At 44.6% G+C, this 20,050-nt stretch carries 19 protein-coding genes; 10 read left to right on the forward strand and 9 right to left on the reverse strand.

The genetic code is table 11. The features are described from left to right. Positions 1-39 precede the first annotated feature (39 nt). Genes BMZ22_RS05065 through BMZ22_RS05075 form a run of 3 tightly spaced genes read right to left on the reverse strand, consistent with a single transcriptional unit; the run spans position 40 to position 3,871 of the window. Positions 40-3,198 (reverse strand): DEAD/DEAH box helicase, encoded by a 3,159-nt coding sequence (locus BMZ22_RS05065; protein WP_090082519.1) that lies wholly within the window; start codon positions 3,196-3,198, stop codon positions 40-42. 38 nt (positions 3,199-3,236) lie between these two features. Continuing rightward, positions 3,237-3,638: a (deoxy)nucleoside triphosphate pyrophosphohydrolase gene (locus BMZ22_RS05070; RefSeq protein WP_090082523.1), complete on the reverse strand. Its 402-nt coding sequence runs from the start codon at positions 3,636-3,638 to the stop codon at positions 3,237-3,239. 32 nt (positions 3,639-3,670) lie between these two features. Further along, entirely contained in the window at positions 3,671-3,871 is a 201-nt protein-coding gene (locus tag BMZ22_RS05075; protein ID WP_090082527.1) for a hypothetical protein, read from the reverse strand. Between the two features lie 165 nt (positions 3,872-4,036). Between BMZ22_RS05075 and BMZ22_RS05080 the strand changes: the two genes are divergently transcribed. From BMZ22_RS05080 to BMZ22_RS16740, 3 genes are all read left to right on the forward strand, one after another. Further along, positions 4,037-5,263: a DUF819 family protein gene (locus tag BMZ22_RS05080; protein WP_090082531.1), complete on the forward strand. Its 1,227-nt coding sequence runs from the start codon at positions 4,037-4,039 to the stop codon at positions 5,261-5,263. A 61-nt stretch (positions 5,264-5,324) separates the two neighbouring features. Then, a complete protein-coding gene (locus BMZ22_RS05085) occupies positions 5,325-5,636 on the forward strand; it encodes a hypothetical protein (protein ID WP_090082535.1) in 312 nt (103 codons plus the stop codon). Between the two features lie 3 nt (positions 5,637-5,639). Next, positions 5,640-5,819 (forward strand): hypothetical protein, encoded by a 180-nt coding sequence (locus BMZ22_RS16740; protein WP_143069961.1) that lies wholly within the window; start codon positions 5,640-5,642, stop codon positions 5,817-5,819. Here the strand turns inward: BMZ22_RS16740 and BMZ22_RS05090 are convergent. From BMZ22_RS05090 to BMZ22_RS05100, 3 genes are all read right to left on the reverse strand, one after another. Continuing rightward, positions 5,800-6,783 (reverse strand): superoxide dismutase, encoded by a 984-nt coding sequence (locus BMZ22_RS05090; RefSeq protein WP_090082538.1) that lies wholly within the window; start codon positions 6,781-6,783, stop codon positions 5,800-5,802. The genes BMZ22_RS16740 and BMZ22_RS05090 overlap by 20 nt on opposite strands. Positions 6,784-6,922: 139 nt before the next feature. Beyond that, positions 6,923-7,123 carry a helix-turn-helix transcriptional regulator gene (locus BMZ22_RS05095; RefSeq protein ID WP_090083133.1) on the reverse strand — a complete coding sequence of 67 codons (201 nt, stop codon included), beginning with the start codon at positions 7,121-7,123 and terminating at the stop codon, positions 6,923-6,925. Beyond that, positions 7,110-7,646: a DUF6773 family protein gene (locus tag BMZ22_RS05100; RefSeq protein ID WP_090082542.1), complete on the reverse strand. Its 537-nt coding sequence runs from the start codon at positions 7,644-7,646 to the stop codon at positions 7,110-7,112. Before BMZ22_RS05100 ends, BMZ22_RS05095 begins: the two co-directional genes overlap by 14 nt. A gap of 222 nt (positions 7,647-7,868) precedes the next feature. Between BMZ22_RS05100 and BMZ22_RS05105 the strand changes: the two genes are divergently transcribed. Further along, the gene (locus BMZ22_RS05105) at positions 7,869-8,495 is read left to right on the forward strand and encodes a metal-dependent hydrolase (RefSeq protein WP_090082546.1); all 627 of its coding nucleotides are present in this window, start codon (positions 7,869-7,871) and stop codon (positions 8,493-8,495) included. Positions 8,496-8,509: 14 nt separating this feature from the next. Here BMZ22_RS05105 and BMZ22_RS05110 read toward each other — a convergent pair whose 3' ends face one another. Together BMZ22_RS05110 and BMZ22_RS05115 are read right to left on the reverse strand one after the other, a co-directional pair. After that, the gene (locus tag BMZ22_RS05110; protein WP_090082549.1) at positions 8,510-8,902 is read right to left on the reverse strand and encodes an RNase H family protein; all 393 of its coding nucleotides are present in this window, start codon (positions 8,900-8,902) and stop codon (positions 8,510-8,512) included. A gap of 28 nt (positions 8,903-8,930) precedes the next feature. Further along, positions 8,931-10,070: a hypothetical protein gene (locus BMZ22_RS05115; protein WP_090082552.1), complete on the reverse strand. Its 1,140-nt coding sequence runs from the start codon at positions 10,068-10,070 to the stop codon at positions 8,931-8,933. A gap of 187 nt (positions 10,071-10,257) precedes the next feature. Here BMZ22_RS05115 and BMZ22_RS05120 point away from each other — a divergent pair, with 187 nt between their 5' ends. The 6 genes from BMZ22_RS05120 to BMZ22_RS05145 all read left to right on the forward strand — a co-directional run bounded on the left by BMZ22_RS05120 (position 10,258) and on the right by BMZ22_RS05145 (position 18,343). Then, complete coding sequence (locus tag BMZ22_RS05120; protein WP_090082555.1) at positions 10,258-11,799, forward strand: solute symporter family protein; 1,542 nt, start codon at positions 10,258-10,260, stop codon at positions 11,797-11,799. Continuing rightward, positions 11,799-13,547, forward strand: coding sequence for a LytS/YhcK type 5TM receptor domain-containing protein (locus BMZ22_RS05125; protein WP_090082559.1), 1,749 nt, complete (start codon positions 11,799-11,801; stop codon positions 13,545-13,547). Before BMZ22_RS05120 ends, BMZ22_RS05125 begins: the two co-directional genes overlap by 1 nt. A 146-nt stretch (positions 13,548-13,693) precedes the next feature. Further along, positions 13,694-14,452, forward strand: coding sequence for a LytR/AlgR family response regulator transcription factor (locus BMZ22_RS05130; protein ID WP_090082564.1), 759 nt, complete (start codon positions 13,694-13,696; stop codon positions 14,450-14,452). Positions 14,453-14,637: 185 nt separating this feature from the next. Further along, on the forward strand, positions 14,638-16,371 hold the full coding sequence (gene acsA / locus BMZ22_RS05135; protein ID WP_090082567.1) for an acetate--CoA ligase: 1,734 nt from the start codon (positions 14,638-14,640) through the stop codon (positions 16,369-16,371). A 74-nt stretch (positions 16,372-16,445) separates the two neighbouring features. Further along, positions 16,446-16,808 (forward strand): DUF485 domain-containing protein, encoded by a 363-nt coding sequence (locus BMZ22_RS05140; protein ID WP_090082571.1) that lies wholly within the window; start codon positions 16,446-16,448, stop codon positions 16,806-16,808. Further along, positions 16,805-18,343, forward strand: coding sequence for a solute symporter family protein (locus BMZ22_RS05145; protein WP_090082573.1), 1,539 nt, complete (start codon positions 16,805-16,807; stop codon positions 18,341-18,343). Before BMZ22_RS05140 ends, BMZ22_RS05145 begins: the two co-directional genes overlap by 4 nt. Positions 18,344-18,464: 121 nt before the next feature. Here the strand turns inward: BMZ22_RS05145 and BMZ22_RS05150 are convergent, their stop codons facing one another. Continuing rightward, positions 18,465-19,724, reverse strand: coding sequence for a CynX/NimT family MFS transporter (locus BMZ22_RS05150; protein WP_090082578.1), 1,260 nt, complete (start codon positions 19,722-19,724; stop codon positions 18,465-18,467). Positions 19,725-20,050 lie beyond the last annotated feature (326 nt).

Genomic DNA, 20,050 nt, shown 5'->3' on the forward strand with positions numbered 1-20,050 from the left:
GATATATAAGTTATGTCCCAGCCAGTTTTTATTTTGATACTACAACACATTCTTATTCGCTTTTGGCAGAAACATTGGTGGCATTTCACGACGTAAACGCCAAACAAAATTCATCGGTTTACTTCCTGAATGCTGCACATAATCTGCCGTTCCAAGAAATATATAAGGTGATGTATATCCATTTTCTTTCTTATATTCACGGACAAATAACATAATTTGGTGGTTATTTGCTCGATGATTGATATAGCGTTTAGCAGTCGGACTCGTTGGTGTCACCGTACTCTGAGTCTGCCAATGAAATAATTGCTCATTGATTGCATAATCCTCATATAATGTGGACGGTGAAAAATCCTTTTCTGATTTGTTTAGCGTTATGAAGAACGCATCTGTATTTTTTTCCTTGAAATGTTTAACACCCTCTTGGAAATTCGGGGCTTTATCTTCATTATAATAATCCATCGCTGCCATTATTTGATTAATATTATAGTTTGCGTGAACACGTAACGGGGACGGATATTCTAAATCATGCATAAACTCCATTTCTGTTAAATGCTGCCGATTATAATCCAAGATTTGTATTATCTCTTCCTTTATTTCAGGAACACTGATAATATACTTGATCCCTGATTCAATGGAGTCAAAACCCTCTTCCTGTGGTGCTTTTTGATAAAACGAATAGTAAAACATATTAGCCATTAGTCGTTCTTCTTCACTACGCACAGCAAAATCAGTCAAGTAGAGTGAATAAAAATCAAGTAACGTCTTTGAATTTAAGTAAAAGAGATTTGGCAACCGTTTTGTGACCATTTTTTCATCTTGAAAGTAATAATCCTCTTTAATGCCAGCCTCTACTTGTATTCGACTAAATGAACGGTCACCACTTTTGCCATAAAAATCATAGATAGATAGTTGATAATACGCTAAAAAGTTATTCAAGGTTAACGGCTGATTTGAATTAAACTGAAAATCCTTTAGCTTCTGAATCATATGACTACGGCGATTGCTTAATTGCTTAACATTCCGCAATACATAGTTCTTTGCTTGTTTTTCCATTACAATGAGTGAACCTCGAGGCAATGAACTAAAGCCATTCTCAACATAGTGCCTTATCGAATGTTTTGTTTTGCCAACAAGTGCCCGGAATTTATCTTCAAAATTATAATTTTTATGTGCCTGTCCAATAAAGTCAAGAACTGTTAAGCATTCTTTGTCTTCATACAGGCGCAGCCCACGGCCGAGTTGCTGTAAAAACACCGTTAGACTTTCAGTTGGACGCAAAAACAACGTCGTGTTGACAGCCGGTATATCGACACCTTCATTATATAGATCAGCGACGAATATAAATTTAATAGAACCTGATTCTAATTCTTTTTTAGCCGTTTCTCTCGTTCTCGTATCAGAATCACCGTGCAAGGCAATTGATGCAACCCCTCGTTGATTAAAGAAATCAGCCATAAACCGGGCATGCTTAACACCGACACAAAAGCCTAAACCTTTTACTTGATCTAAATCAGTAACATATGATTTAACGCTCTTTAAAATTTGCTGCGCGCGCATTGTATCACTCGTATATAAGTTCTCTAACTCGCGTACATCATATCCATGATTCCGCCAAGTAACCTGTGATAAATCAACACTGTCCGTTACACAAAAATATTGAAATGGGCTTAATAACTTCTGATCAACTGCTTCGGTTAGTCGCATTTCGGCCGCAATGCGATCATCGAAATAGGGGAGTATACTTTTACCATCCATCCGTTCTGGTGTTGCTGTTAAACCAAGTAATACCTTTGGTTGATAGTATTGTAGCAACCTTTGATATGAATCCGCTGCAGCATGGTGAAATTCATCAACAATGATAAAGTCGTAATAATCGGAAGACGTATGTTCATATAACTTGCGGCTGTTGAAGCTCTGAATACTAATAAATAGATGTTCAATACTTTCTGGTTGATTTGGCCCAACTAATAAATCACCGAAATTTAAATCTTGCATAATCGCCCTAAATGTATCAAGGCTCTGCTTTAGAATTTCTTCCCGGTGGGCAACAAACAACAGGCGTTGTGGCGCCCCATTCTCTTGAACGAATCGTTTATAATCAAACGCAGAAATAACCGTTTTGCCAACTCCTGTTGCCGCAACCAGCAAATTGTTATATTGACCATGAACCTTCCGCTCAACATCAAGATTTTCAAGGATTTCTTTTTGGAAATAATACGGCTTTATTTCAAATGAAAAATGGATCGGTTCATTATCTTGTTCTTTTTTACTTAAACTCGATTTTAAATACTCATGATCGTCCTCTTTTTCATAGTAGAATGATTCAAACTCTTCGTTATTCCAATACGTTTCAAAGGTCGCATCAACTTTTCGCATCACATCAAATGAATCTTTTTCTGTTATTTTCACATTCCATTCCAAACCCGATGTCAACGCTGGGTTAGATAAATTAGATGACCCAATATAGGCTGTGCTAAAATTCGTATCACGCTTAAACATATAGGCTTTAGCATGAAGCCTTGTTCGCTCTACGTCGTAAGAGATTTTAATCTCTGTATTTGGCAATTGGCTTAACTCCATAATGGCTTTGTAATCGGTCGCTTGCATATACGACGTCGTGATAATGCGAAGTTTACCACCTTTCTTCTCGGTAAACTCTCTTAATTCTGGCATGATACCACGGATGCCACTCCATTTAATAAATGATACAAGCATATCAATTTGATCAGAAGATAGAATCTCATTTCTAAGCTCGTTTATCATATTGGGTTCAGCTTGTGCACCAGTGAAAAGCGAACTTTCAGAAATTGGTGTTACCGGGCGCACAGGATTTTCATCTTTAACACTTCGAACATTATTCAGTCTGGAATAAATGGAGGTTAGGATTTCGCCCTCTTGATCCAACTCCAACCGTTTGAAATCCCCTTCAGGCAACAGCTCACTAAGTTTATGGATGAGAGCATTGCTGGCCTGGATTTGCTTTAATAACGCTCCCCGGTCATCTTTTTTATCATGTTTATCCCGTATGAAATATAGAGCTTTTCTGGTAATCTCAGAAATATAAGCTGCTAACTTTTTCTGAGCCTCTTCAACATCAAGTGATTCTCTTCCAATCTCATAATCCTGTCCCTCAAGTTTTTCTAAAGACTGTTTTATTTCTTTAGTGATAATTTCTTCATATATACCTTCGTATAACAAATAATCACACCTTTAAAATCAAATTACCTTTGTTATAGTTAGTTAATCAAATCCAGTGATTCTATTTTCTCAACTGTCGGAATATCTGCTGGTGCCCATTTTAAATCGCTTAACTCAGTTTGAGATACCCATCCAAAAGCATGATGCTCTGTGTTTACAGGAGATCCCTGTAGAAGTTCACAAAAGTAAGTTGTTAGATGAACGACACCAAAGTCGTATTCATAAACGGTATGCTCAATCTGCTCACCAACCTCAATCTGACAACACAATTCCTCATCGATTTCCCGTTTTAATGCTGCTTCAGGTGTCTCACCATGTTCAATTTTCCCACCGGGAAATTCACAAAAATACGGTAACTCCATGGAAGGTCCTCTTTCCGCATATAGAACTTGATTGTTTGCTATAATCACTGCACCGACAACGTGTATATCTTTTTTCATAGTATCCTTGTCCTCCGATAATTCTGGTTCTGTTAAAATAAATTTCTCTCTTTTTCTCCCCATTTCGTTAACATATCAATGACGCGTGAAACATCTGACAACTCGCCAGCAATATGCCCATGATTATACGAAAACGGTGTTTCTGCTGCAAGTTGTCCTCTTAGTATTTCTCTGAATTTGTGTAAATCCTCTATAAGCTCATCTTTAGATATTGCATTTTTTATTTCTTGCATAGAAACCCCTCCATTGTAAATATTTTTATATTAACACCACCTTACCACAATCACAGCACATAAATATGTACGACTATTACAATACTCTCTTTTTCATACTCTTGTAAGGTTTGGTAAAGTAAGGGTACGCATTTATATTTTAATACAAATTCGAGGTGAACTAAATTGGATACATCGTTAATCTCACCGGACAACACGTGGGCGCTCTGGGCGTTTTTGACTGGATGGGCAGCGGTCAGTATATATTTGGAGCAAAAGTACGCGTGGGCTTCCAAGATGTCAGGTGCCATAATCGCGCTGATAGGTGCTATGCTGCTTGCGAATTTCAACATCATACCGCTCGAATCAAGTGTCTATGATGCTGTCTGGAGTTATGTTGTGCCACTCGCAATTCCACTTCTTTTATTCCAGGCCAACATTAAAAAAATTTGGCAGGAGAGCGGCCGAATGCTGGCGATCTTCCTGTTGAGCGCAATCGGAACTGTGGCAGGCACCATTGTCTCGTTTACGCTGCTTAAGGAGGTCATCCCGCACTTGGATAAACTGGGGGCGATGATGGCGGGGTCGTACACCGGCGGGAGTGTGAACCTTGCAGCCATGGCCTCTAAGTTCGAGGCGCCGGGGGAGCTCGTTTCGGCGCTCGTAGTGGCTGATAACGCCATGATGGCGCTGTTCTTTTTCGTTTTGATGGCTATCCCGGCCATCGGGTTTTTCCGGAAGCAATTCAAGACACCGCATGTTGAAGAAGTCGAAGCGAAAACAGCCGGTAATGAAGGTGAAACACAGGCAGCTACGTTCTGGCAGCGAAAAGAAATATCATTGAAAGATATTGCCGCAAGCGTGGCCTCTGCATTTGTCCTTGTGGCGGTTTCATTCAATTTGGCTGATTTTTTTGCCAGTATCATTCCGGCTGGAGCGAATACCAACATTTTCTTTCAAGTACTGGGCGGGATTATCGGTGACCAATATCTTGTGTTAACAACCTTGACCGTTCTCGTTGTTGTCGCTTTCCCGAATTACTTTGAAAATATCAGGGGAACGCAGGAAATTGGGACATTCCTGATTTACATATTCTTTGTGGTCATCGGTGTCCCTGCGTCAATTGCAGTGGTTGTGACAAACGCACCGCTTTTGCTCGTATTTACGCTGATTATTGTGTCGTTCAATCTGCTTTTCTCACTTGTGCTCGGTAAGTTATTCAAATTTAATCTGGAGGAAGTGGTGCTTGCCAGCAATGCAAACCTCGGCGGACCGACAACAGCTGCAGCGATGGCGATTGCAAAAGGCTGGAACAAACTGATTGTGCCGATTTTACTGGTTGGGACGCTTGGTTACATTATCGGAAACTATATCGGAACCGGCATGGGGGTGTGGTTCCAGACGTTGATGTGATTGGTTGGTCAATGGCTCTTTAAAAGTAGCGGCGCAACTTATATTGTATGGAAGATATAGTATGGAAAAGGCTGGGACAAAAGGTTTAAAATTAAAAGAAAAGACGAACGATGATATTAGGAAAGGGAGCGGAATACACCGCTCCGGAAATATGCTTCGCTTTCCGCGGGCGGCTGTTGAGCCAACTTGTGCTCGTCGTGTTGCAAGTTTTTCTGTGATGCAGCACTCCTCGCAGGTCGAAGCATACTCGATGAAGTCTTGCTTTGTGCCAAGGCACTTCGTTGTCTCACCTATGCCTCTCTTCCCGCAGGAGTCTCCGCATATTTCCTCCGCTAACCTTGATTATCGTTCGTCTTTTATATCTGATAAATAAGTTATGTCCCGGCTTCTTTTTAAGGATGTGATACTCGCTCGATTTGACCGGCATGCGATCGTTCTGATGCTGCTCTCGATCGATTTGACCGGCATGTCGATTGTTCTGATGCTGTTCTCGATCGATTTGATCGGCACCTCGATCGCTCTGATGGTTCAGCTCATTAATAGGGTTGCCACTTGACCTTTCTCGCCTCGTTAAACCGTCTATTTACACTGTCCCAGCAGACGATGTTCCACCACGCCTTGATGTAGTCTTTACGATTATTATAATACTGTAAATAATACGCATGCTCCCAGACATCAAGGACGAGCAGCGGGATGACATCCTGCTGGGAAAGGTTTTGATGCTTCTCAGCCTGCAGGATTTCGGTCCGGTGTGAGCGCGGTGACCAGACGAGCAAAGCCCAGCCCACACCCTGGACATTTTCGGCTGCTTTGGAGAAATGCGCTTTAAACTGGTTGAAATTGCCAAATGTGCGCTGAATTTCTTTTGCAATTTCGCCTCCGGGTTTCCCGCCGCCGTTCGGACTCATATTTTCCCAGAAAATCGTGTGCAGGTAGTGTCCAGCACCATTGAATGCTGCTTCGCCTTCCCAATGGCGGATCAGTGAAAAATCACCGGTTTCACGCGCTTTCTGCATTTCTTTTTCAGCCTTGTTCAAGCCGTCCACATAGCTTTGGTGATGTTTGGCGTGATGCAGCCGCATGATTTCCTCACTGATATGCGGTTCCAGCGCATTATAGTCATAAGGAAGCGGCGGCAGGGTGTGCCCGCCGATTGGGACAGTTGTTGTGGACTTCCGTTCCTCATCATCCGCATTTCGTTCATTGTCTTCCAAAAGCTCCTCCGAACCGTTTTCCGCCATCAATTGAACAAGTTCACTTCTGAGCTGGTGTGCTTTTTCATTCAATAATTCCATTTCATCCGCCGTAATAGCTGTTTCCTCATCCTGCAGCAAGCGCTCACGGTACGCTTCTGCCATTTCGCCCAGTTCGCGAAAACGGAGTTGCCACGCACCCGTATCAATCGTCGTATCAGATAGTTTATCTGAACGCGATTCTAATGAATCCATCATTCGGTCGCACTGGACCGTCCACTCGATTAAACCCTCCAACCAGTCCGCTTCTGCCAGTTGCATCGTCATAACAGAAAAGTCCTCCTCTATATAGGTGAAATACTTCCAATCTCAGCCTATGCCTAAGAACCTATTTTGGTAACTCCCTGTTGGGGAACCGGTCAGGAGGAAAGGCGAAAATCAATCCCGTTAGACAAACACGCCATATCTATTCATTGGCATCCCAAAACAATTCATCCAACGTTTTGGATAATGCTTTGCAAATCGATTTGCATAAACTGAGCGTTGGATTGTATTTGCCGAGTTCAATCAATCCAATCGTTTGCCTGGAGACGCCAACCTGTTTCGCCAATTCTTCTTGCGATAGATCATGCTCTGCTCTGGCCATTTTTAGCTTAATGTTTTTCATCGTCGTCACCAGCTTCCTCCTGTTCACTCAACTGTTTAGCGACGGCCTTATCGCTCTTCCTTTTCATGATTGTAAAACTAATGGTCGACACCAGCACAAAAAACGGAATGTAGATCAGGAAAGACACAAAGAAAACCAGAAGAAATGTATAAACACTGTCTATACCGCCATTTCCATATAGAATTGCGCTGCGGAGGCCGAAGTAACACGCCAGCACGACGCCAATACCCATTCCTATGAGAAGGTTTTTCTTCTCCTTGGACATGCTGTTCGTTCGATCATGCATCTCCACTTCATCGGAAAAAATCCCCAATGTTGCAGACCGGTATGAATGATAAACGCCGCCTGCAATAATAATAATCCACTCAGTCAAAACATTATCAAGACGGACTCCGTGCATATAAAGCTTAACTCCCACAGAGACAAGGCAAATCGCCATAACAAGAATGTAAATTTCCCGATAAATTTTATTTTCGATTATAGTGATGCGCTCGTCTTTTGTATTCCGTTTACGGTAAAACATCTCTATCGCCTCCACACATTATCTTAGCTTTAATTATATGCAAATGGGTGTCTTTTTGCAATATATATTTTGCAAAAGGATTAATAAATAATACAAAGTGCTAAAATTACATCGTTCAACTATCACTTTTAAACGTGAGAGTATAATCCATGAAGAACACTGCACAAACGGCGCTTGATGCTGTATAATAGCGGTGTTAACTAGCTTTAGAGGAGAATTGATATGGATGGAAAAATCCACGCAGTCCTCGGTGCCGGAACGGGGGTTGCTGTTGCTCAGACTATCGGTATGGAGCCGGTGGACACAGCTATATTAATGAGTGCGGGAGTAATTGCCGGTTTAGTGCCCGATCTCGATACCGCCGGAAAATTGGCGAACAAAATCTCACTATCCCATAAAATGATTCAGGGGTTTGTACGCACTGTCGGTATTCTGGCAGGGGCTTATGCGTGGTTTGGTTTAGAAGGCTATGCAATGTACGTCGGCCTCGCACTTGGTATCTTCCTGTTAGTGATTGCACCTAAGTTTTCCCAAAAATTGATGCTGCTCATAAGCGGGGTGGCTATTATCGCGGCGGGTGTGGCCTTGACGGAAGTCTGGGTGTGGTTGTCGGGCATTTATGTAGCTGCTGCGGCACTGGTTGGTCACCGAAGTTACACCCATTCAATCGCAGGCCTGTTATTTTTTGCTGTCATTGCGTTCTATATCAATGAACGATTTGCGTTGGAGGGATTGTTTTGGGCGCTGGTATTGGGGTATGCGAGTCACTTGCTTGCTGATATGCGACTGGTCCCGGGGAATAAGCGCGGCATTAAGCTCTTTTTGCCATTCAGCCAAAAACTGATTTAACTATTACGAACCCTCTATTCATTCATCAAGATGGCCTGTCTGGCAAGCTGGTCTGCGTTCGAGTTCTGCTTATCCGGTATCCATTTAATAAAAAAGTAAGGAAAACTGTCTGCTTTTCCTTCAATAGCAGACAGCAATGGTTTATATGCCCGGTTCTTCGTAAAGCCGCTGTCGACCGCATCAACAACGAGCCTTGAATCTGAACGGAATGATAAAATTTCGCCTGAAAAATGGTTCATGCAGATATCGAGAGCTTTTAGAACCGCGTGAAACTCGGCCTCATGGTTGGACATGACGCCGAGCGGGAATGAAAACTGTTTTATTTGCCCGTAAGCCTTAATGTAAACGCCAGCGCCACTCGGGCCCGGGTTGCCGCTGGATGCTCCATCTGTATAAACTTCAATCAAGGACAGCCGCTCCTTTCTGACAGCAGAATCACTTATCCTCACTCTCATCTTTTCCATAATAATCCATTTGTTCATAACGTTGCTGCTGGCGGTAGCCATACATAATATTCCGGACTTTTTCGTCACTTTCAAGACCGGAACCAATCGCACCGGCAACCGTTGCAACGGAGGTCGCAAGCCAGCCCAGTTGAAAGAAGTGACGAATGGAGACTTCACCAGATTCGAGACCAACTAATTGACCATAAATATCCGGCGGGACAATAAAGGCAACCGCAAGCAAAAACATTATGAATAACAGGAAATAATAGACACCAATCGCTATAGCAAGCGTCATTACAGTGGTTGTGTTGTACAGCAAGCGAAGTTTTCGATGACTTTTTTCACTGGGTTTTTCCCATAAATTATGTGCAATTGTTATCCATATTATCATAGCTGAAACTGCTGCTGTTGTCATAATTATAAAACGCGGCCACTCATAAGCCGCACTGAGACGCCAAAGTGTTGGAAAAATAAGACCATATGATCCGGTTGCAAAAGCAATGGCCATCACGTTCCTGAATGATGGAATAATGCTCCAGGGCTTGTTCGCATGGGTCATGCCAAGTAACAGCTTAAGCCGTCCGTACAGTCTTGGTCTGAGAATAAAACGGACATCTGACTTTTCAATTCCATCCGGCGGCGTTATTTTACGGACGGGTGAATAAAGAAAACGCCGTCTTAATAGATTTTCGTTACTCGTGTCTTTGTTGCTTCCAATATCTTTACCGTTCACCCTGTAGTATAACTCGCCAACAACCTGAATAATCGCCAATTTAATCCTGTTCTTCATCGGTGGAAACCCAAAAGACGGCACAGATATTTGAGCAACGCCTTGTTTGTCATTTACATCTGCCAGTACCACTCCTCTTTTGGAGAAAATGGGCAAATCTGTAAGACATACGACATAATCCCATTCGTTGGGTTCTTTAATGGCCTCAGCCCGCTCAATCAGTTGATCGACATTTTCAGCAGCGCCGGTCAGCGGATCAGGGTAGACATGAGCTTTCCAATCGACGTCGTCATCAATGTTTTCACTAAAGGCTTCAGTAAGACCATCGATCAATTTATAAGCAATTTCTTCCGGCAGCTCAGGAGCCGGGACGACGCCGACCGTAATAGACTTTTCCAAACCGATCCCCCCTTTATAAGTTCTTATTCGCATAATGTTTTCCCAGTATACATTGCCATACCCCATTTCATATTATTGAAAACAGATTGAAATTGCGGTACGATTCATACAGCCGTATTTGTTAAATTTTAAATTTATAGAATAATAATGAATATATAATCCGGAGCACTCCGAAGAAGGTGGGACCATGAACCTAACTTATTTCTTGTTTTTTCTGTGCATCATTGTGTGCACGTTGATTATTACATATTGGGCCGCGAAGCAAAGTAAAACGACGAATCAGTTTTATGTGGCTGCAGGGAGTTTGACAGGGATTCAAAACGGTATGGCCATTGCCGGAGATTATATCAGCGCGGCGTCCTTCCTTGGGATTATCGGAACGATCGCCATCAGCGGTTATGACGGGTTTCTTTATGCGATTGGGTTTTTGGTTTCTTATTTAATTGTATTATTTTTTATTGCTGAACCGGTGCATCGCTTAGGCAAATATTCGCTGGGAGATGTGGTCTGTTCGCGCTTCCCGGGCAACCGCATGCGCTGGACGATGGCGATTGCGGCATTGATTATTTCCATTTTATACATGATTCCACAGCTGGTTGCTGCCGGCCTGTTGCTGCGGCTGCTTTTAAATATCGATTATTCAACATCTGTCCTGGTTATCGGGAGTCTGATGACCATCTATGTCGTGTTTGGCGGCATGTTTGCCACATCCTGGGTGCAAATTGTAAAAACAGTCGTTCTCATGTCAGGGACGTTTCTATTAATGCTCATTGTGTTTGCGCGATTTGACTGGAATGTAGCGGCGCTGATTGCCGATGTGAAAACCGGCACCCCGCTCGGTGAACAGTTTTTCCTGCCGGGCAATCTTTATGATGACCCGCTTGAAAGTATATCGTTGCATCTTGCTTTAATTCTTGGAACGGCGGGGCTGCCGCACATTTTAATACGGTTCTTTACGGTGCGCAACACACACGAAGTGCGCAAGTCGCTCTTGACTGCCAGCTGGATTATCGGCGCATTTTATATTACCGCACTTATTCTTGGTCTTGGGACTGTGGCGCTGATTGGCTACGAGCAATTAGCCGGGGTTGATCCAACCGGGAATCTTGCTGCACCGCTTCTGGCAGAAGAATTGGGCGGTGACTTCCTGATGGCTTTTATCGCCGCGATTGCCTTTACAACGATTATTGCTGTTGTTGCCGGTCTGGTTATTTCAGCAACAACCGCTTTTTCACATGATGTCTATTTTCATATTATTAAAAAGGGCCGGACATCTGAAAAAAACCAGATACGTTCAGCTCAATGGACAGCTTTTGTTGTTGGACTTATCTCCACATTATTTGCATTGGGACTCGAGAATATTAATGTAACGTTTTTGGTTTCATTAACGTTCATTGTAGCAGCATCCAGCAATCTGCCGGTCATTCTGTTTACGATTTATTGGAAACGCTTCACTGAAAAAGGAGCGATAACGGGAATGGCAAGTGGACTGTTAGCCTCACTGGTGCTGCTCTTACTTGGGCCGCACATTATGAATCCGGTCAGCGGCTGGATCGCACATGAGCCGTTTTTGCCTTTAGCTAATCCCGGTATTATTGCTATTCCGATCGGGTTTTTGGGAGCGGTTGTTGGCTCACTTTTAACACAGTCAACAATCCAAAGCTATGCGGAATTCCGGCGGTTTTTCATCAAGTCACAGACCGGGATTGAAACGAGGGACAGCAGTTGATGAAAGATTTGACACTGATTTTGTTTGAACGACTTGGTCTATTGCTGCTTATCGCCTTTGTTTTGACACGTACCCGTGGTTTCAGGTCGCTCCTTGACCGTGAATTCAGCAAGAAAATGCTTATCGTTCACGCCTTTGTTTTTGGCCTTTTTGGGATTGCCGGCACTATTACAGGCATTGTAATTGAAGATGGCATGGTTACGGGTGGGAATTTCGTACTGACACCCGTAGGTGATAATCAAATGGTCGCCAGCTTAAGCCTTGTCCCAATTGTAATTGCCGGCCTGCTGGGCGGACCTGTGGTTGGATTTGGAGCGGGCATAATTGCCGGTCTTCACCTGTTTTTCCTCTGTGGCTTAGGGGTTGCTGCGAACAGCCTCGTCAATCCGATAACAGGGCTATTGGCAGGATGGACAACACACTTTTTCTCAAATGAACGGGTCATTGCACCAATGAAAGCACTTTTTATCGGTGTGTTCCCGCCTGTATTGCAGATGCACATGCTGCTGATTGCTGAGCCGGACTCTGAAGAGATGATCACAATCGTGAATACAATCGGTTTGCCTTTAGTATTATCAAACAGTATATCCATCGCCATTTTTACAGCGATGGTCGGCATTGTGCTTAAAGAGCAGGAAAACGAAGCAGCGCTTGCTACGAGACAAGCATTCACAATCGCCGAAGAGGCACTGCCATTTTTACGCAAGCGCAACGCCCCGCGTGAGATGGCAGCAGGCATTGCCGACTTGCTCTACGACCGGCTCGATCTTGCTGCAGTCGCTGTCACCGATGGACGTAAGGTGCTGGCACATAAAGGACGGGGGGCTGATCACCATCAGGAAGGCGACGAAATCATTACGTCGCTGTCCTACCAGGCACTTGAATCGCGCCAGATGCAGGTTGCCTATTCACCGGACCAAATCCAATGCCGTTATAAAAATTGTCCGTTTGAAGCAGCGATTTTTATACCAATTATTGACTCTCAGGAAGCGACCGGTCTTATTAAGTTTTACTTTGAAAAAGCTCAGCACATTGGCCCGGTTGAACGTGTTCTCGCCAAGGGGCTCGGACAGCTGATCACTAATCAGCTGGACACGATTGCCACCGAAGAATTAAAAAAGCATATACGTGATGCCGAACTGAGAAATTTACAGGCGCAAATTAACCCGCATTTTCTGTTCAATACGCTTCATATGATTGCAGCCCTTTTCCGAAAAGATGCCGAAAAGGCACGGCACATCACGGTGAACCTGGCACATTACATGCGTTTTAATATCGGTTTGGTGAAGGATTCACTCGTTCCACTGGAAAAGGAATACCAGCACGTTAAGGCATATGTTGAAATCATTCAGGCCCGTTTTTCAAGTCAGATGACAATTCACTTCAAAGCTCCTGACGATATGTTACAGGCAAAGATTCCGCCATCAACAATTCAGCCGCTGGTGGAAAACAGTATTAAACACGGTCTAAAAAATGTCACCAGCGGCGGTGAAGTAACTGTGCTCATTGAAGATGAAGGCAGCACGATAAAAATTGCAGTGAGTGACAATGGTGCCGGCTTTCCGGAAGAATTGCTCGAGGAAGCGGGTAAGACATCAATGACGAACAGACAGAGCAGCGGTGCCGGGTTGTATAATGTGAACCAGCGCCTGATCAGTTTAATCGGCGAATCCGCCCGCCTCCATATAAGCAACTTGCCCGAAAGCGGAAGCGAAGTATACTTTACAATACCACGACAGGAGTATTAAAGACCAGTCTATGAAACTTTGCAACACGACGAGCACCCACGTGTATTTCCGGAGCGGTGGACAAGCACTGACTAGTTCGCTGTTTAAGGGTTTTGCGGTAATATCAACAATCATTTTAATAGAGCTTTAAGAAGGAAGGTATGATGATGAAAACAATACATGCCATGATTGCTGAAGATGAACAGCTGGCACGGGAAGACATGGTTTATTTACTGGAGAAAGAACGTGATATCGTGCTTTGCCCCAGCGCTGAAACGGGTCATCAGCTTGTTGAGTTATATGTGGCGCACGAACCGGACGTGATATTTCTCGATGTGCAAATGCCCGGAATGACTGGTGTGGACGCTGTAAAAGAAATTGTCGAAAAGGCCTATGCCCAGCCACCGCTGTTTGTGTTTACAACCGCTTATGATGATTATGCCATGGATGCTTTTGAAATCGAAGCGGTCGATTACCTGCTGAAGCCGTATGATGACAGCCGTTTTCAAAAGACCATGCAGCGTATTCGAAAACAAATGGCACAATCTGGGACGGAACGGAACAAACAGATTGAAACACAATTCGGCCAGACCCCGGAAAAACTGCTTATTGATGATGGTGAACGCATGGTGGTCCTTTCACCGGATTCAATCTATTATGCAATGCCGTCCAACCGCATGTTGGAAATCCATACGCACGACGAAGTGATCGAAAGTCGGATGACATTGCAGGAACTTGAAGATAGACTGAAAGGATTCGCTTTTTTCAGGACGCACCGCAGCTATCTGGTTAATCTGGATTATGTCAAAGAGATTACCCCTTGGTTCAATGGCGCATACAATCTTACCCTCAAGGACAAAAATCAAACAACACTACCGGTCAGTCGATCAGCACGCAAATTTTTGCTCGAGATGTTTAAAAATTAGCCACTCACCTTTTAATTTTAACTTTTCAGACATGGCAAACTACATTTGGCACAAAAATTCCCTCAAACGCTCCGGTTATTGCTTATACTATATCGTAAGCGCTTACAGTTTACGGAGGTGATTTCATTCGGCCAAACAAACTTGTTGGGCTGTTCGAATGAGAATGACAATTAATGTGAGGGGGAATGAAAGTGGTAACTGATACAATAGCTCCAAAAAAAGAGCAGGCCAATATGGCTGACTATGATTCAGCCCGAGCTGACTTTTCCTGGTATGAAGTCGAAAAAGCTTTTTCCTGGCATGAGACAGGAAACGTGAACATGGCATATGAAGCGATCGACCGACATGCCGAAACATGGCGCAGGAACAAAGTAGCACTCTACTACAGCGATGATAAACGGGATGAAACATATACATTTCAGGATATGAAGTTTCTGACAAATAAGTTTGGAAATGTACTGCGCAGCATTGGAGCCAAAAAAGGGGACCGGGTCTTCCTATTTCTGCCGCGCTCACCCGAACTTTATGTGAGCTTATTAGGCACGCTGAAAATCGGGGCTATTACCGGACCATTGTTTGAAGCTTTTATGGAACAGGCCGTCCGCGACCGTCTCGAGAACAGTGAAGCGAGTGTCTTAATTACGTCTCCTTCACTAATAGACCGGGTTCCGTATAAGGAATTGCCGAATTTGGAAAATATTATTCTTGTCGGGGACGGGGACGCCCCTGAAGACAAAGGCGACATCACGTTTTTCAGGTATGAACAGGAGATGGAAAAAGCCTCACGCAACTTGGAAATTGAATGGGTTGACCGGGAAGATGGCATGATTCTCCACTACACATCCGGTTCAACCGGAAAGCCAAAAGGTGTACTGCACGTTCATAACGCCATGGTTCAACAATACCAGACAGCAAAATGGGTGATGGATCTAAAAGAAGATGACGTTTACTGGTGCACAGCAGACCCCGGATGGGTGACCGGCACATCGTATGGCATTTTCGGGCCGTGGCTGAATGGCGTATCCAATCTGGTGCGCGGCGGACGCTTCAGTCCGGAAGATTGGTACGGCACGATCGAAAAATATCAGGTATCCGTCTGGCTCAGTGCGCCGACCGCCTTTCGAAAGCTGATGGGAGCCGGTGATGAAGCGGTTAAAAAATTTGATCTAAGTTCACTCAGACATATACTGAGTGTCGGCGAACCGTTAAATGCTGAAGTGATTCATTGGGGCATGGACACCTATAACAGGCGGATCCATGATCATTGGTGGATGACCGAAACAGGCGGCGTGATCATTGCCAATTATCCTGCCATGCCAATGAAACCAGGCTCAATGGGCAGACCGTTCCCCGGCGTTCGAGCGGCAATACTGGATGATGAAGGCAATGAACTTGGACCGGGTCAAATGGGCAAATTATGCATTAAATCCGGATGGCCCTCAATGCTGCGGACCGTCTGGAATAACGAGGAAAGATTTCAAAAATATTTTCCATTTCAAGGTTGGTTTTACTCCGGAGACCTCGCTTCCAAAGATGAAGACGGCTATTTTTGGTTCGAAGGGCGTGATGATGACGTTATTACCACATCAGGCGAGCGCGTTGGACCATTTGAAGTTGAGAGTAAACTGGTCGAACACCCATCTGTCGCAGAAGCTGCTGTTATTGGAAAACCGGACCCAGTCCGCGGCCACATTATCAAAGCATTTGTGGCACTTAAGGATGGTTATTCAAAAAGTGATGATTTGGAGCAGGAGCTCAGTTCGTTTGTCAAAAAAGGACTCGCTGCGCACGCTGCACCGCGGGAAATTGAAATTCGCGACTACCTGCCGAAAACCCGAAGCGGCAAAATCATGCGCCGTGTCTTAAAAGCATGGGAGCTTGATGAGCCGGCAGGGGATCTGTCAACAATGGAAAAATAACATGATCCGGGGTCCTCTTCGTTGGGAACTGCCCCATGAAGCGGCACCCCTTCATGTAACATGGGGAGGTTTATATGAGTACTCTTAATGAATTTAAAACAGACAGCCAAGCCAATGATACGGTTGACTTTGAAAAAATTGAGCAGAGCGAGCAGTTTAATAGCTTTATCGAAAACAAGAAAAAGTTTGTGATACCTTATACGATATTTTTCCTGATATTTTATTTCTTGCTGCCAGTATTGACATCGTATACCACTTTCTTAAACACACCGATAATTGGTCCTATTTCCTGGGTATGGATTTTTGCTTTTGCCCAGTTTGTGATGACATGGGTGCTGTGTACAATTTACGTCAGAAAAGCAGCCAAATTTGATGAACAGGCGGATCAGATTCTTAAGGATCAAATTGATAATGGGGATGGAGGGAGAGCCTCATGAGTCCTACAGTCATTGTTCTGTTTTTAATTATCGTTTCCCTGACACTCGGCATCACGTTCTGGGCTTCCAGACAAACACAGACAACGGGTGACTTTTATACAGCGGGCGGGGGGCTGACCGGCTTTCAAAACGGCCTCGCTATATCAGGTGACTACTTATCGGCCGCTTCGTTCCTTGGAATTGCCGGATCGATTGCCCTGTTTGGATTTGACGGCTTCTTTTACAGTATCGGGTTTTTAATTGCTTATCTTGTCGTATTATTTTTGGTTGCAGAACCGCTGAGAAATCTTGGCAAATACACCATTGCCGATATGCTTAATGCACGATTTGACGCCAAGAAAATCAGAGGCGCAGCAGCATTGAGCACGATTACAATCTCATTGTTTTATATGATTGCCCAGCTCGTCGGGGCAGGGGCGCTTATCCAGTTATTGTTTGATATTCCTTATACGATAGCCGTTCTCATTGTCGGGGTGATGATGACAATTTACGTGTTGTTCGGCGGAATGGTCGCCACCAGCTGGGTCCAGATTGTCAAAGCCGTCCTTCTGATGGCGGGCATGCTGATTTTGTCATTCCTCGTGCTGTTGCATTTTAATTTTAATATAATGGCGATGTTCGAAGAGGCAAAAACAGCCACATCGCATGGAGCCGATTATTTGAACCCGGGCCTCAAATATACAGATCCACTTGATACCATTTCATTGATGCTTGCACTTGTTCTTGGTACAGCCGGACTGCCGCATATTTTAATGCGCTTTTTCACGGTTAAAGATGCCAGAACAGCCCGCAAATCAGTCGTTACTGCAACATGGATTATCGGTGCGTTCTACGTTCTGACATTGTTCCTCGGGTTCGGGGCAGCCATTTTTGTCGGTGAAGGAACCATCAGAGAAGCCAACCCCGGCGGAAATATGGCGGCACCACTTCTGGCAGAAGCAATCGGCGGTGAATTCCTGTTTGCGTTCATTTCCGCTGTGGCCTTTGCGACTATTCTGGCTGTTGTTGCCGGGCTTGTTTTGTCAGGTGCCTCGGCATTCGCGCATGATTTATACGGACAAATCATTAAGAAAGGTCAGGCATCTGATAAGCAACAAATGCTGGCAGCACGCTATGCAGCTCTGTCTGTGTCAGTTTTATCGATTGTATTATCGCTGTTTGCACAGTATCTGAACGTGGCATTTCTTGTCTCGCTCGCTTTCTGTATCGGCGCCAGCGCCAATTTGCCGGTCATTCTTTATACCGTCTATTGGAAGCGTTTTAACACAACTGGTGCGGTTTCGGCGCTTTTAACCGGGCTGATTTCGGCGCTTGTTCTTGTCTCCATGAGCCCGAGTGTCTTTTCACCGGAAGCAGGGGCGGCATTATTTGTCGGGGAGCCGATCTTCCCGCTCAGCAACCCGGCGCTTGTCTCAGTACCACTAGGCTTTCTTGGCGGGTACCTTGGCACTATACTCTCCGGCAAAGCAGACTCGAAACGCTATGCTGAAGTTAAGGTTAAAGCACACACAGGCTACCGCGACACAGGAAGTTAAACGGTTGATAATAGCGGCTGCTGAATTAGCAGCCGCTTTTTATTTGTGCTACTATCTGATACAGTCGTGCAGAATATTATTGGCCTCAAGGTATTAGTCACACGGTGCTATCGTGTCACTCCTATGGCGCTTCCTTCATTTCTTTTTGTTCCTTTTCCCGATGCGACATATCTTTGAATTCATCCTCTACCGTTCGATTCCTGCCGGCGCCATAACCGACAATCGCCATAAGCACTGACACAATCAACAGTACAATGAGCGGTGTCTGCCAGCCTGAAGTAACATCATTTAATGAACCGATCATAATCGGCCCCAAGGCAGCCAGAAAATAGCCGAGTGCCTGGGCCATACCAGATAACTCTGCCGCTTGCCGTGCGTCTCCAGTCCGCATTCCTAAAAACGAAAGGGCTAATGGAAACAGTGCACCAGTGGCGATGCCGAGTAATGTGACACTTACTGTCATCATGACGAGGGACTGGCCAATGAGCAGGCCGGCAGACCCTACTGCCGCTAAGAGACAGATACCAGCTGTCAAAACGCTTTGCGATTTAAGCTTTCCGGCAACAATAGGCAATAGGCTTGCCGGCAACCCGATAAATTGTGCATACGACAGCATCCAACCCGCCGTGCCACTGCTTGCACCATAATCCTGGACGATCGCCGGGAGCCACGCGATGATGACGTAGTATAAAAATGCCTGTAAGCCAAGAAATACAGCAACTTCCCAAGCGAGCCTCGACTTCCACATACGCACGTCACTGGCTGCAATGTAATGCACACTCACTTCGTTTGCAGCCTCTCGCCGTTTGACAAAGTAAAACCAAATGCCAGCACCAGCAAGCGCCGGAATTGCCCAGACGGCCAGCGACCATTCCCAGCCGAGACCGGCGCGATTTGCCAGCGGAACACTGACACCAGAGGCAAGGGCAGCCATAAGACCCATGGCAACTGAATAAACACTTGTCATAAGCGGCACACGGTTCGGAAACCTTTCTTTTATAACACCGGGCAATAATACATTCGAAACCGCTATCCCCAGACCAATCAGTAATGTGCCACCAAAAAGAAAAAACGGCATCGGCACAGAACGGGCCAATATGCCAATAAAAAGTACGACCATACCGTTAATCAGCACAATTTCATTGGAATACCGGTTTCCCAGTTTAGGAGCAACCGGAGACATAACCGCGAAAGCCACAAGCGGCAGACTGGTTAAAATTCCCAAACTCCAGCTGGAAAGACTAAGGTCATCCCCGATAACGTTCGCCAGCGGACCAACAGATGTAATGGCTGCACGCAGGTTAAAGGCAATAATTATGATGCCCGCTACAAGCAATATTTGATTATAGCGTTTTAAATCTTCAAACTGATAGATCCCCATAAAAAATGATGCTCCTTCCTCTTAACAGATTCCGCATGCATCATATAATACACTCATGCTATTATTGACAACATTACTATTCCTTCAGTTCGGCCGATCCAAACAAATTCTAACATACTGTCCGTTGAATACCTCCATACAGGGGGGATATTTTGTTTGAACGAGAGGATTGATGGATCGGGGATTTTATTTTATGAAAAAACCGGGCAGGAGACCTGAATGTTTCTCACTGCCCGAGATCTTTAATGCCTGATATTAATATTTATACGATTGGCCGCCATCAATTGGAATAACAGCCGCTTGATAAAACCGGCTTCCGACTCATC

This window comes from Lentibacillus persicus (assembly GCF_900112705.1).
Lineage (GTDB): Bacteria > Bacillota > Bacilli > Bacillales > Amphibacillaceae > Lentibacillus > Lentibacillus persicus.